General features: G+C 70.1%; 10 protein-coding genes. 1 reads left to right on the forward strand and 9 read right to left on the reverse strand.

Annotation, left to right across the window (positions count from 1 at the left end; translation table 11 throughout):
- Window positions 1-7: 7 nt before the first annotated feature.
- From mrdA to PJ985_RS03910, 8 genes are all read right to left on the reverse strand, one after another.
- Window positions 8-2,107, reverse strand: coding sequence for a penicillin-binding protein 2 (gene mrdA, locus PJ985_RS03875; protein ID WP_271682102.1), 2,100 nt, complete (start codon window positions 2,105-2,107; stop codon window positions 8-10).
- Window positions 2,104-2,778 (reverse strand): rod shape-determining protein MreD, encoded by a 675-nt coding sequence (gene mreD / locus PJ985_RS03880; protein WP_271682103.1) that lies wholly within the window; start codon window positions 2,776-2,778, stop codon window positions 2,104-2,106. The genes mrdA and mreD overlap by 4 nt, the downstream gene beginning before the upstream one ends.
- 2 nt (window positions 2,779-2,780) lie before the next feature.
- The gene (gene mreC, locus PJ985_RS03885; protein ID WP_271682104.1) at window positions 2,781-3,827 is read right to left on the reverse strand and encodes a rod shape-determining protein MreC; all 1,047 of its coding nucleotides are present in this window, start codon (window positions 3,825-3,827) and stop codon (window positions 2,781-2,783) included.
- Between the two features lie 140 nt (window positions 3,828-3,967).
- On the reverse strand, window positions 3,968-4,987 hold the full coding sequence (locus tag PJ985_RS03890) for a rod shape-determining protein (RefSeq protein ID WP_271682509.1): 1,020 nt from the start codon (window positions 4,985-4,987) through the stop codon (window positions 3,968-3,970).
- A 427-nt stretch (window positions 4,988-5,414) separates the two neighbouring features.
- Window positions 5,415-5,831 carry a nucleoside-diphosphate kinase gene (ndk, locus tag PJ985_RS03895; RefSeq protein ID WP_271682105.1) on the reverse strand — a complete coding sequence of 139 codons (417 nt, stop codon included), beginning with the start codon at window positions 5,829-5,831 and terminating at the stop codon, window positions 5,415-5,417.
- A 177-nt stretch (window positions 5,832-6,008) separates the two neighbouring features.
- The gene (locus PJ985_RS03900; protein WP_271682106.1) at window positions 6,009-6,347 is read right to left on the reverse strand and encodes a DUF4233 domain-containing protein; all 339 of its coding nucleotides are present in this window, start codon (window positions 6,345-6,347) and stop codon (window positions 6,009-6,011) included.
- A complete protein-coding gene (gene folC, locus PJ985_RS03905) occupies window positions 6,347-7,906 on the reverse strand; it encodes a bifunctional tetrahydrofolate synthase/dihydrofolate synthase (protein ID WP_271682107.1) in 1,560 nt (519 codons plus the stop codon). Before folC ends, PJ985_RS03900 begins: the two co-directional genes overlap by 1 nt.
- 156 nt (window positions 7,907-8,062) lie before the next feature.
- Window positions 8,063-10,696 (reverse strand): valine--tRNA ligase, encoded by a 2,634-nt coding sequence (locus PJ985_RS03910; RefSeq protein WP_271682108.1) that lies wholly within the window; start codon window positions 10,694-10,696, stop codon window positions 8,063-8,065.
- Between the two features lie 147 nt (window positions 10,697-10,843).
- Between PJ985_RS03910 and PJ985_RS03915 the strand changes: the two genes are divergently transcribed.
- Complete coding sequence (locus PJ985_RS03915; RefSeq protein ID WP_271682109.1) at window positions 10,844-11,935, forward strand: hypothetical protein; 1,092 nt, start codon at window positions 10,844-10,846, stop codon at window positions 11,933-11,935.
- A 135-nt stretch (window positions 11,936-12,070) separates the two neighbouring features.
- On the opposite strand, the gene clpX is transcribed toward PJ985_RS03915, so the two are convergent.
- Window positions 12,071-13,372: an ATP-dependent Clp protease ATP-binding subunit ClpX gene (gene clpX, locus PJ985_RS03920; RefSeq protein WP_271682110.1), complete on the reverse strand. Its 1,302-nt coding sequence runs from the start codon at window positions 13,370-13,372 to the stop codon at window positions 12,071-12,073.
- Between the last annotated feature and the right edge of the window lie 5 nt (window positions 13,373-13,377).

The raw sequence follows: 13,377 nt of genomic DNA on the forward strand, positions 1-13,377 counted from the left end.
GCGGCCCTCACTCGTCCCGTTGCGCGACGATGGTGCCGTTCTCGTCGATCTCCGGAAGCCCTTCCTCGGGCTTGGGCAGCAGCGCGGCGTCCGGGTCGATGGTGCCGTCCTCCTGGACGCCGTAGAGGGCGTCGTACACGTTTCTTATCGCGGGGCCGGAGGCGCCTGAACCGGTACCGGCCTGCGAGATGGTCATGACGACGCTGAAGTCGTCGGAGTAGGTGGCGAGCCAGGAGGTCGTCTGCTTGTTCGCGACCTCACCGGTGCCGGTCTTCGCGCGCAGCGGGATGTGGTCCTGCGGCCAGCCGACGAACCGCCACGAGGCGGTGCCCCGGGTGATGACGTCCCGCAGGGCGTTGTCGATCTTGCGGATCGTCTGCTCACTGGCGGGCAGCGTGCCGGCGGCCTCGGGCACGATCTCCTCGACGACGCTGCCGTCGGCGCCGATGACGGCTTTCCCTATGGCCGGCTGGAACAGCGTGCCGCCGTTGCCGAGCGCCGCGTAGATCGTGGCCATCTGGATCGGCGTGACCAGGACGTCCCCCTGGCCGATGGCGAAGTTGATGGCGTCACCGGCCCGCATCACGTAGCCGTCGACGCAGTTCTCCCGGGCGATCTGGTGGGCCAGGTCGTTGCTGTCGGACTCGGCCATCGAACACCAGGTGTCCTTCATGCCGTCGTAGTAGTCCTGCTTCCACTTCCGGTCGGGGATCCGGCCGGCCACCTCGTTGGGGAGATCGATGCCGGTGGGGCTGCCCAGTCCGAAGTCGTGGGCCGCCCTGAACAGCCAGTCCCCGGGGTCCTCCTTGGGCTTGGTGCCGCCGTCCTTCAGCCACTCCTGGTGGGCCAGCGCGTAGAAGACGGTGTTGCAGGACACCTCCAGCGCCTGCGCGAGGCCGATCGGGCCGTAGCCGCGGCTCTCGAAGTTCCGGAAGGACTGTCCGCCGGCGCTGTAGGAGGACGAGCAGTTGTACCGGCCGTCGAAGTCGTACCCGGCGTTCACCGCGCCGGCGGAGGTGACCACCTTGAAGGTGGAACCGGGCGCGGACTGTCCCTGGATGGCGCGGTTGAGCAGCGGGTGGTTGGCGTCCTCGCCGGTGAGCCGCTCGTACTCGTCGCTGGCGATGCCGCCGATCCAGACGTTGGGGTCGTAGTCCGGGTAGGAGGCCATGGCGACCACCCGGCCGGTCTTCGTCTCCATGATGACCGCCGCGCCGGAGTCGGCCTCGTAGTTGCGGCCCGTGATGGAGTCGCGTTCGTTGCGGGCGTCCTCCATGGCCTGCGAGAGCTCCTTCTCCAGCAGTCCCTGGACCCGGGCGTCGATGCTGGTGACGACGTTCGCGCCGGCCCGTGCGGGCTCGCCCTCGGCTTCGCCGATGACCCGGCCGAGCTTGTCCACCTCGTACCGGGTGATGCCGGCGCTGCCCCGCAGGTGGCTGTCGTAGGTGCGCTCCAGTCCGGAGCGGCCGACCTGGTCGGAGCGCAGCAGGGGCGAGGGGGTGTCCTTGGCCTCCTCCACCTCCTCGTCGGTGACGGGAGAGAGATAGCCGAGCACCTGAGCGGTCTGCGCGTCGTACGGGGCGGGGTAGCGGCGCACGGCGGTCGGCTCGGCGCTGATGCCGGGAAAGTCCTCGGCCCGCTCACGGATCTGCAGGGCCTGCTGGGTGGTCGCCTCATCGGTGATCGGGATCGGCTGGTAGGGGGAGCCGTTCCAGCAGGGCTTCGGGGTGTCGGCGTTGCACAGCCGGACCCGGTGGGCGACCTCTTCCTCGTCCATGCCGAGGACTTCGGCGAGTTCGGCCAGCACCTGCTGTCCGCCGTCCCGCATGCGCATGAGGTCGGTGCGGTCCGCCGAGACGACGAGCCGGGTCTCGTTGTCGGCCAGCGGCACCCCGCGGGCGTCCAGGACCGCGCCCCGCACGGCGGGCTGCACGACCTGCTGGACGTGGTTGCCCGCGGCCTCGGCGGCGAATTCGTCGCCCTGCCGGATCTGCAGGTACCACAGCCGCCCGCCCAGGGTCAGCAGCAGCGAGAAGACCAGTACCTGGAGGACGATGAGCCGGATCGTGACCCGGGAGGTCCTTCCGGTTTCCGGAATGTTGGTCACAGGCGTTTCACCCCCTTGATGCGGCCGGCCCGGCTGCGGACCGTGCGGCTGAGCAGAGAGCCGCGGCGGTTCGCCGGGGCAAGACTCTTTCCGTATCCGGCGGCGCCCGCTCCGGACCATGCGGGACTGTCACCGCCGACCGAACCGGAGCCATCGGCGGCGAGCGGATCGGATTCCAGCCGGCGGGCCATCGTCATGATCAGCGGGACGGTGAAGGGAGCGAGCAGCAGGTCGTAGAGGGTGGCGGTGAGGACCAGTGTCAGCAGGCCGGACTGGTTGACCGCGGTGTCACCGACGAGGGTCCCCACGCCGGCGTACAGCAGCGTGGAGGAGACCGCGGCAGCGGCGACGACAAGCATCGGGAGGGTGGCCGAACGGTGCTGTCCGGTCTCGGGCTTGGTCAGCCCGGCCACGTAGCCGACCAGGCACAGCACCAGGGCGTAGCGGCCGACGGCGTGGTCGGCCGGCGGGGCGAGGTCGGCGAGCAGGCCGGCTCCGAAGCCGACGAGTGCGCCGCCCACGTGTCCGTAGACGAGGGCGAGGCCGAGCACGGTCAGGAGCAGCAGGTCGGGGACCGCGCCTGGCAGTTGCAGCCGGGCCAGCACGCTGACCTGCAGGACCAGCGCGACGACCACCAGGACGCCCGCGAGGAGGGTGCGATGGAGGCGCATGGTCAGTCAGCTCCCGGTGCGGCGTCGGACTCGAAGCCCCAGTCGTCGTCGTATCCGTAGTCGTATCCGCCGTCGGCGTCGTAGCCGGCGTCCGGGCCGAGGTCGGTGTCCGGGCCGGAGTCCGCGTCGGCGTCCTCCTCGGCCTCGGTCTCGTCCTCCGGCTCGGCGGCCTTCTCCTGTTTGACGTCGGGTCTCTCCGGGAGCACGACGTCCCGGGGGTTCTCCCGGGGAGGCTCCACCACCACCCCGACGAGGTCGAGCCGGGAGAAGGAGACGTAGGGGCGGACGCGGACGGTGCGGGTGAGGTCTCCGGCGGCGGCCTCCACTCCGACGACCTCGCCGACCGGCACGCCGGGCACGAACGGCTTGTTGCCCTCGGAACCGAAGGTGACCAGCCGGTCGCCCGTCTTCACCTTGGCCTCGTGGTTGAGGAGCTGCACGTCGAGGGCGTCGGTGCCGCGGCCGGTGGCGAAGCCCAGCTCGTCTGTGCCCTCCATCCGGGTGCCCACGGTGAAGTTGGGGTCGTTGGCCAGCAGCACGGTCGCTGTGCGGGGGCCGACCGTGGTGACGCGGCCGACCAGGCCGTCACCGTTGAGCACGGTCATGTCCCGGGCGAGGCCGTCCTCGCGGCCGGCGTCGATGGTGATGGTCCAGGAGAAGCCCTGGGTCGGCCCTATGGCGATGACCTGGGCTCCGACGACGCCGTACTGACCGGCGCCGGCGGTCTGCAGCAGGCTGTCCAGCTGTGCCATGCGCGAGTCGCGGTGGACGGAGTTGCCGAGTTGCTGCTGCAGCTCGGCGTTCTCCCGCTCCAGCTCGCTCACCCGGTCGTGGCGTTTGCCGGAGTCGCGGACGGCGCCGATGGCGTTTCCGATCGGGTCCACCGCTGACGCGACGCCGGACTCCACGGGTCCGAGGATGGTGGCGGCGACCTGCCGCGGGCCGTCGAGCGGCGACTTCTCGCCGCCGCGGATGTCCATCGTGATGAGTGCGAATGCGATGGAGACCAGCAGTACGAGAAGCAGCCGGCTCTCTCGGGTGTCCCTCACGTGCGGCGGCCGTGCCTTTCTGGATCGGTCCGGGTCTCAGCGGTGCTGACGACCGGCGGGTGGTTCGGTGTCCCTCGCACCGGTCGGCGGTGCTGCCGGTACCGCGGTACCGGCTGTGCCCGTCACGTACGGTGCCGGCGTCAGCGCCGGGGCTGCGCGTCCAGGACCTGCTGCAGGGCGTCGAACTCCTCCACGCACTTCCCCGAGCCCAGGGCGACGGAGTCCAGCGGGTCCTCGGCGATGTGGATCGGCATGCCGGTCTCGTGGCGGAGCCGTTCGTCCAGACCGCGCAGCAGCGCGCCGCCTCCGGTGAGGACGATGCCGCGGTCCATGACGTCCCCGGACAGTTCCGGCGGGCACTTGTCGAGAGTGGTCTTCACCGCGTCGACAATGGAGTTGACCGGCTCCTCGATGGCCTTGCGGACTTCTGCGGCGGTGATGATCACGGTCTTGGGGAGCCCGCTGACCAGGTCACGGCCGCGGATCTCGGTGTGCTCGTCCTTCTCCAGGTCGAAGGCCGAACCGATGGTGATCTTGATGTTTTCGGCACTGCGCTCGCCGAGCAGCAGGCTGTACTCCTTCTTGACGTGCTGAATGATCGCGTTGTCGAGCTCGTCACCGGCGACCCGGATGGACTGCGCGGTGACGATGCCGCCGAGCGAGATGACCGCGACCTCGGTGGTGCCGCCGCCGATGTCGACGACCATGTTGCCGGTGGCCTCGTGCACCGGCAGCCCGGAGCCGATCGCGGCGGCCATCGGCTCCTCGATGATGTGCACTTGGCGCGCGCCGGCCTGGGTGGACGCCTCGATGACCGCGCGGCGCTCCACTCCGGTGATACCGGACGGTACGCAGACGACGACCCGGGGGCGTGCGAGATAGCGGCGCTTGTGGATTTTGAGGATGAAGTAGCGGAGCATCCGCTCGGTGATCTCGAAATCGGCGATGACGCCGTCCTTGAGGGGGCGTACCGCGACGATGTTGCCGGGGGTGCGGCCGATCATCTTCTTCGCTTCGGCACCCACGGCGAGAATGCCGCCGGTGTTGGTGTTGATGGCGACGACCGAGGGCTCGTTGAGGACGATTCCGCGCCCTCTGACGTACACCAGCGTATTGGCCGTCCCGAGGTCGACTGCCATGTCTCGTCCCATGAAGGACATATTGTTCGCCATAGGGATACGTCTGGCCTTCCAGCTGGAGCGATGTGTGCGGGAGGTCGGCAGGGGGCTGCGGAGAGCTGCGCCGCGGAACACGTTACTGACATCGTATCCACGGTCGGCCGAACGCGAAGTACGGGAGCGCTTCTCCGGACATTGTCAGGGGAACCCGCGCTCGCCCTCTGTTGTGGGACGTCGTGTTCGGGTGAAGGCTTCCCCTGACGGCCCGGACATACCCTGATGGAGTAGCGCATTCGGGAGACGTCCCGTTGACGTGCCCCTGTGGGGTGACGGCCGGTCAGCTCGCGCCGGGAAGGCCCTTGGGGGGTGCGGCCCGCGTCAGCGGTCCCGGCGGCACTCCGTCGCACGCGGCGGTGCCGCCGGAGCGGGGCAGGAGCGGGCCGGCTGACCGGCGGCGGTGCCGGCCGGGTCAGCGGCTCTGCGAGGGGAAAAAGATCTTGAGTTCCCGTTCCGCCGACTCCGGGGAGTCCGAAGCGTGAATGAGATTCTCGCGCACGATGGTGCCGAAGTCCCCCCGGATCGAGCCGGGCGCGGCGGCGATCGGGTCGGTCGGCCCGGCCAGTGTGCGCACGCCTTCGACGACCCGCTCGCCTTCCACCACCATGACCACGGAAGGTCCGGAGCTCATGAAGTCGAGCAGCGGGAGATGGAAGGCCTTGCCCTCGTGCTCCGCGTAATGCGTCTCCAGTGCCGTCCGGTCCAGCTCACGCATTTCCAGAGCGGTGATCCGCCAGCCGTCCTTGCTTTCGATTCGTCGGATGATCTCACCGATGAGGCCGCGCCTGACCGCGTCCGGCTTGAGAAGAACAAGGGTGCGCTGGCTCATGAGGCGGCTCCGCATACTCAGAGGTTCGGCAACACTGAACGGATGTCAGTGGCAGGGGTGCGCCGCACAATACCGGTACGGCACGGAGGAGTCGCATCCGGGCCTTCCGTGCCGGTCCGCACCGGCCGGGAAGGCGTGCGGGGCGTACGGGCAAGGGAAAGGTGTGGCCGCTCGGGCTCAGGAGGCGGCGTGCGCCGCGTGCCGGGCCTTGATCCGGTCCACCTCACGGCCGTAGTGCACCGAGGCCCACCACAGGGCGGCGAAGCAGCCACCCAGGAAGAACATGATCGGCACGACGAAGCCGGCGGCGATCAGCCCGGCCTGCAGCACCCAGCCCAACTGGACTCCGCCGGGCCGGCCGACCATGCCGCACAGCAGCAGGGCGAGCGTCATGGCCACCCCGCAGACCGCCCAGAGGGTGCCCGTGGGTACCTCCGACAGCTGCATGGCAACCAGGCCGGCGAGGCCGATGACGAAGAACTCCCCGATCAGGGTGGAGGCGCAGAGAGTGCGCATCAGTGTTCCTTCCCCAGGAGCAGGCGGGCTTCTCCGACGGTGATCACCGAGCCGGTCACGAGCACGCCGGCTCCGGCGTACTCGTCGGACTCCTCGGCCAGGGTGACCGCCGCTTCCAGCGCGTCGTCGAGCCGCGGCTCGACCTGGACGCGGTCCTCGCCGAAGACCTCGACCGCCACCGCCGCGAGCGCGTCCACGTCCATCGAGCGGTGCGTGGAGTTCCGGGTGACCACGATCTCGGAGAACACCGGCTCGAAGGCTTCCAGCAGCCCTCTGACGTCCTTGTCGCGGCTCGGCCCGACCACGCCGACGAGGCGGCTGAAGCTGAACGCCTCGGTGACGGCCGCAGCAGCGGCGCGGGCGCCCGCCGGGTTGTGGGCGGCGTCCAGCAGGACCGTCGGACTGGTCCGCAGGGTCTCCAGCCGGCCCGGGGAGGTCACAGCCGCGAAGGCCTCCCGGACGATGCCGGGGTCCAGCGTGCGCGTCTGGGTGGCGCCGATACCGAAGAACGCCTCGACGGCCGCGAGCGCGACCGCGGCGTTGTGCGCCATGTGGGCGCCGTGCAGCGGCAGGAAGATGTCCGGGTACTCACCACCCAGGCCGCGCAGCGTCAGCAGCTGGCCGCCGACGGCGACCTCCCGGGCGGCCACCCCGAACTCCATGCCCTCCCGGGCGACCGTGGCGTCCTCCTCGACCGCCCGCTTCAGCACGACGGAAGCGGCCTCGACGGGCTGCTGGGCGAGCACCACGACGCTGCCCGGCTTGATGATCCCCGACTTCTCGACCGCGATCTCCTCAGGAGTGCTGCCCAGCCGGTCGGTGTGGTCCAGGGCGATCGGCGTGATCACGGCGACGCTCGCGTCGATGACGTTGGTGCAGTCCCACTCACCGCCCATACCGACCTCGACGACCCCGACGTCCACGGGGGCGTCGGAGAAGGCGGCGTACGCCATCGCCGTCAGCACCTCGAAGAAGGACAGCCGGTGCTCCTGCCGCTCGTCGACCAGGGTCACGTACGGCTGGATGTCCCGGTAGGTCTCGACGAACCGCTCGGGTGCGATGGGTGCCCGGTCCAGGCTGATCCGCTCGGTGATGGACTGCACATGCGGGCTGCTGTACCGGCCGGTGCGAAGCTCGAAGGCGCCCAGCAGGGACTCGATCATGCGCGCGGTACTGGTCTTGCCGTTGGTGCCGGTGATGTGCACGGAGGGGAAGGCACGCTGCGGATCGCCGAGCACCTCCATCAGGGCCTGGATGCGTACCAGCGAGGGGTCCAGCTTGGTCTCGGGCCAGCGGGCGGCCAGCTCGGCCTCCACCTCACGCAGCGCCCGGTCGGTCTCGGGGTCAGCCGGCCGGCCCGGCGTGTCGTCACCGGACGGGGGGCCTGCCTGGGCCCGCAGCGTACGGCTGCCCGCCTCGATGACGGCAAGGTCCGGGTCGCGTTCCGTCTCGGCTCCGACGATCTCCTCGAAGGGGTCACCGGATGCGCCGGACTCGCCGGACGTGTCGTGGTTGCCGGGCTCGGGTGCGTCTGCGTCATAAGGGGGGCGATCGCTCACGGACCCCAGTCTACGGAGCGGGGGCCGCGGCCTCGGACCGGGAGCACCCGGCACCCGGGAGCGCGCGGCCCGGCGGGGCGAGGCGGCCGGCAGGGCGGGGAGGCACGAGCCCGCACCGGGGGGGTGCCCCCGCTTCGGCTCGTGCCGCCCGTGCCCTCAGTTCTGCGGCAGTGCGTCCAGCTGGGCGGTGAGCCGCTCGATGTCGGACCGGGCCGCCTCCTGCCGGGCCCGGATCTTCTCCACCACCTGCCCGGGGGCCTTCGCCAGGAAGCCTTCGTTCCCCAGCTTCGCGGTGGTCTGCGCGAGCTCCTTCTCGGCCGCCGCGAGGTCCTTCCGCAGGCGCTTGCGCTCAGCCTCGAAGTCGATCGCACCGGACAGGTCCAGGGCGACGGTGGCGCCGGCGACGGGCAGCGAGGCGGTGGCGGTGAAGCCCTCCCCCGGCGGCTGGAGCCGCAGCAGGGCGCGCATGGCCTCCTCGTGCAGCCGCAGCGAGGTGCCGGCCAGCTCCAGCCGGGCGGGGACCCGCTGTCCCGGCTGCAGACCCTGGTCGGCACGGAACCGGCGGACCTCGGTGACCAGTTGCCGGACCGCGGCGAGCTCCTGCTCGGCGGCCTCGTCCCGGAACCCGGAGTCCTGCGGCCAGTCGGCGACGACCACCGACTCCCGGCCGGTCAGCGTCGTCCACAGCTCCTCGGTGACGAACGGGATCACCGGGTGGAGCAGCCGCAGCTGGACGTCCAGGACCTCGCCGAGCACCCGCCGGGAGACCTCGGCCTCCCGGCCGCCCTGCTGGAAGGTGGTCTTGCTCAGCTCGACATACCAGTCGAAGACCTCGTCCCAGGCGAAGTGGAAGAGCAGATCGCTCACTTTCGCGAGCTGGTAGTCCTCGTAATGGGCGTCCGCCTCGGCGACCACGGAGTTGAGCCGGGAGAGGATCCAGCGGTCGGCGGGGGACAGCTCGTCCGCGGCCGGCAGGCCGCCCTGCACGGTCGCCCCGTTGAGCAGCGCGAAGCGGGTGGCGTTCCAGAGCTTGTTGGCGAAGTTCCGGGAGGCCTGCACCCAGTCCTCACCGATCGGGACGTCCACTCCCGGGTTGGCGCCGCGCGCGAGGGTGAAACGCACCGCGTCGGCGCCGTAGGTGTCCATCCAGTCCAGCGGATCGACCGCGTTCCCGAAGGACTTGGACATCTTCTTGCCCAGCTGGTCGCGCACCATGCCGTGCAGCGCGATGGTGTGGAACGGCGGGGTGCCGTCCATCGCGTAGAGGCCGAACATCATCATCCGGGCGACCCAGAAGAACAGGATGTCGTATCCGGTGATCAGGACGGAGTTCGGATAGAACTTCTCCAGGCTCTCGGTCTGGTCGGGCCAGCCGAGGGTGGAGAACGGCCACAGGCCGGACGAGAACCAGGTGTCGAGAACGTCCGGGTCCTGCCGCCAGCCCTCACCGGAGGGGGGGGTCTCGCCGGGCCCGACACACACCACTTCGCCGGCCGGGCCGTACCAGACCGGAATCCGGTGGCCCCACCAGAGCTGCCGGGAGATGCACCAGTCGTGCAGGTTGTCGACCCAGCCGAAGTACCGGGACTCCATGTCCTTGGGGTGGATGGCGACCCGGCCGTCGCGGACGGCGTCCCCGGCCGCCTTCGCCAGCGGCCCGACCCTGACCCACCACTGCAGGGACAGCCGCGGCTCGACCGTCGTCTTGCACCGGCCGCAGTGCCCGACCGAGTGGGTGTAGGGGCGCTTCTCCTCGACGACCCGGCCCTCGGCCCGCAGCGCGGCGACGATGGCCGAGCGGGCTTCCAGCCGGTCCAGGCCCTGGAACGGCCCGTGGACGGTGATGACCGCGTGCTCGTCCATGACGGTGAGCTGCGGCAGGTCGTGCCGGCGGCCGATCTCGAAGTCGTTGGGGTCGTGCGCCGGAGTGACCTTGACCGCCCCGGAGCCGAACTCCGGGTCGACGTGCTTGTCGGCGACCACGGGGATGCTGCGGTCGGTGAGCGGCAGCGGGATCAGCCGGCCGATCAGGTGGGCGTACCGCTCGTCGTCGGGGTGCACCGCGACCGCGGTGTCGCCCAGCATGGTCTCCGCCCGGGTGGTCGCCACGACCACGCTGTCCTCGCCGTCGCCGTAACGCAGGGAGACCAGCTCGCCGGCGTCGTCCTGGTGCTCGACCTCGATGTCGGACAGTGCGGTGAGGCAACGCGGGCACCAGTTGATGATGCGTTCGGCGCGGTAGATCAGCTCGTCGTCGAAGAGCCGCTTGAAGATGGTCTGGACGGCGCGGGAGAGCCCTTCGTCCATGGTGAAGCGTTCCCGCGACCAGTCGACCCCGTCACCGAGGCGCCGCATCTGCCCGGTGATCTGCCCGCCCGACTCGGCCTTCCACTGCCAGACACGCTCGACGAACTGCTCCCGGCCCAGGTCGTGCCGGGACTTGCCCTCACCGCCCAGTTGCCTTTCGACGACGTTCTGCGTGGCGATGCCCGCGTGGTCCATGCCGGGCTGCCACAGCGTCTCGTGCCCCTGCATCCGCTTCCGGCGGGTAACGGCGTCGATGATGGTGTGTTCCAGGGCATGGCCGAGGTGCAGGCTGCCGGTGACGTTCGGCGGCGGGATGACGACCGTGTACGGGGGCTTCTCGCTCCGGGCGTCCGCCCGGAAGTAACCGTGTTCTACCCAGCGCTCGTACAGTTTCCCCTCTACCTCGGCCGGCGCGTACTGGGTCGGCAGGTCGGTGGGAGCGCTGTGGGGCCCGTGGGCGGGCTGCTGAGGATTCTCGGTCACCGGCCCAGTCTATCTACGGGAAGGTACCGGCTCCCCATCGGTTTCCGGGCCGCGATGTACATCCGGGTATCTCGTCCGACAGGATGTGCGCAGGCATTCAGGATGAGCGCGGGGGTCCTTCCCCGCATGCTCGTGAGGGGAAGCACCATGAGTCACAACCAGCCGGGTCCGTACGGGCAGCAGCCCCCGCCGGGCCCGCCGCCCGGACAGCCCGGCCCGTACGGGGCGCCGCAGCAGGGCCAGCCGCCGGGCGGCCCGAACCCGTACGCGCACGGGGGAGCTCCGGGCGCCCCGGGGTACGGGTATCCGCAGACACCCCCGCCCGGTCCCTACGGGCAGCAGCAGCCGGGTCAGCCCGGGCCGTACGGGGCGCCGCAGCAACCTGGCCAGCCGGGGCCGTACGGGGCGCCGCAGCAGCCGGGACCGTACGGGCAGCAGCCACCCGGTCCGCCCGGGCAGTACCCGGGTCAGCCGCCCTACGGCCAGGTGCCCCCGCCGCCGCCCGGTGGCGGCGGCAGCGGCAGGACGATCGGCATCGGCGTCGCGGTCGTGGCGGCACTCGCGCTGCTCGGCACGGGCCTGTACGTGGTACTGAGCGGCGGCAACGGCACGATCGGCGCGGACGACGGCACCCGGTACGAGCTGACCCTTCCGCAGGAGAGCGGCGACTACACCCTGGCCGAGACGAACGACCCCTCGGAGATCATGCCCCCCGAGGACGACCTCTCGGATGCCGGACTCGAAGACATGGAAGCGCTCAGCGGCACCTACATGACCGGTGACCTGAACGCTCCGCTGCCGGAGCCGGGCAGCTCCGTGATGGGTTTCGGCGGTGCGTGGGGCGAGATCGAGAACCCGCAGCAGACCATCGACCTGCTCTTCAGCCAGATCGCCGAGTCCGCGGCCGGGGACGACATCGGCGAGGTCGAGCTGATCGGCAGCGGGGATTCCTTCACCGACGACGACGTGGCGATGAAGTGTCAGCAGGCGGAGGGCACCGAGCCGGACGCCGAGTTCGGCTATCCGATGCGGGTCACCTTCTGCGTCTGGGCCGACTACAGCACCATGGGCATCACCTACTTCTTGCCCTTCCCCACCTTCCCCGAGGACTTCGACCCCTACGACGGCACCGAGCACCAGCTGGACCCGCCGGAGGACCTCAGCACCGAAATGGCGGCGGAGAGCAGCAAGCAGCTCCGGCTCGACTCCCTGCAGGAGATCGAGGGCGCCGAGCACTGAGGCCGGGCTCCGGGCCGACAGGCGGAACGGCGGGGTGCGGGACCGTTACGGTCCCGCACCCCGCCGTTCACTGTCGCGGAGAAGGCCTGACCGCGCCCGCCCCCGCCAGGGGCCCGCACGTCCGGGCTGCGGCGGTCAGGCGGTGCGCTCCTGCGGCGCCCCGGGTGCGGCGCCGCCCTTCTTCAGCCGGGACCGCGGCACGAGAGTGGGGTTCACGTTGGAGCGGACCACATCCTCGGTGATGACCACCTGGCCGACGTCCTGGCGGGAGGGCACCTCGTACATCACCGACATCAGCACCTCTTCCATGATGGCGCGCAGGCCACGGGCGCCGGTGCCGCGGAGGATCGCCTGGTCGGCGATGGCCTCCAGTGCGGGAAGGTCGAACTCCAGCTCCACGCCGTCGATTTCGAAGAGCCGCTGGTACTGCTTCACGAGCGCGTTGCGCGGCTCCCGCAGAATGCGGAGCAGGGCGACCCGGTCGAGGTTGTGCACGGAGGTGATCACCGGCAACCGCCCGATGAACTCGGGGATCATGCCGTACTTGACCATGTCCTCGGGCAGCACCTCGCCGAGCAGCTCCGAGGAGCCCCGGTCACGCTGGGAGCGGATGTCCGCACCGAAGCCGATGCCCCGGCCGCCGGACCGGGCCCGGATGATGTCGTCCAGGCCGGCGAAGGCGCCGCCGACGATGAACAGCACGTTGGAGGTGTCGATCTGGAGGAACTCCTGGTGCGGGTGTTTGCGCCCGCCCTGCGGCGGAACTGCCGCCGTGGTGCCTTCGATGATCTTCAGCAGCGCCTGCTGGACGCCTTCCCCGGACACGTCACGGGTGATCGACGGGTTCTCGCTCTTGCGCGCGACCTTGTCGATCTCATCGATGTAAATAATCCCCTGCTCGGCCTTCTTGATGTCGTAGTCGGCCGACTGGATCAGCTTCAGCAGGATGTTCTCGACGTCCTCACCGACATAACCGGCCTCGGTCAGGGCGGTGGCATCGGTGATCGCGAAGGGGACGTTGAGCATCCGGGCCAGGGTCTGGGCGAGCAAGGTCTTGCCCGAGCCGGTGGGGCCGAGCAGCAGGATGTTGGACTTCGCCAGCTCGATGTCCTCGTCCCGCGGCTGGTTCGCGTCGCTCTCGTTCGCCCGGACCCGCTTGTAGTGGTTGTACACGGCCACCGACAGCGCCTTCTTCGCGTCGTCCTGGCCCACCACGTAGCTCTCGAGGAACTCGTAGATCTCCCGAGGCTTGGGGAGCTCACTGAAGCCGGAGTCGGGGGACTCCGCGAGCTCCTCCTCGATGATCTCGTTGCAGAGCTCGATGCACTCATCGCAGATATAGACCCCCGGGCCTGCGATAAGCTTCTTCACCTGCTTCTGACTCTTCCCGCAGAACGAGCACTTGAGCAGATCGCCGCCGTCACCGATGCGTGCCACGAGGT

The sequence above is a fragment of the Streptomyces sp. ACA25 genome (assembly GCF_028200735.1).
Classification (GTDB): Bacteria; Actinomycetota; Actinomycetes; order Streptomycetales; family Streptomycetaceae; genus Streptomyces.

Coding starts and splice junctions, on each gene's coding strand:
- mreD (WP_271682103.1), bottom strand. CDS start 2,778: ATGCGCCTCCATCGCACCCTCCTCGCGGGCGTCCTGGTGGTCGTCGCG.
- PJ985_RS03890 (WP_271682509.1), bottom strand. CDS start 4,987: ATGTCCTTCATGGGACGAGACATGGCAGTCGACCTCGGGACGGCCAAT.
- ndk (WP_271682105.1), bottom strand. CDS start 5,831: ATGAGCCAGCGCACCCTTGTTCTTCTCAAGCCGGACGCGGTCAGGCGC.
- PJ985_RS03900 (WP_271682106.1), bottom strand. CDS start 6,347: ATGCGCACTCTCTGCGCCTCCACCCTGATCGGGGAGTTCTTCGTCATC.
- PJ985_RS03915 (WP_271682109.1), top strand. CDS start 10,844: ATGAGTCACAACCAGCCGGGTCCGTACGGGCAGCAGCCCCCGCCGGGC.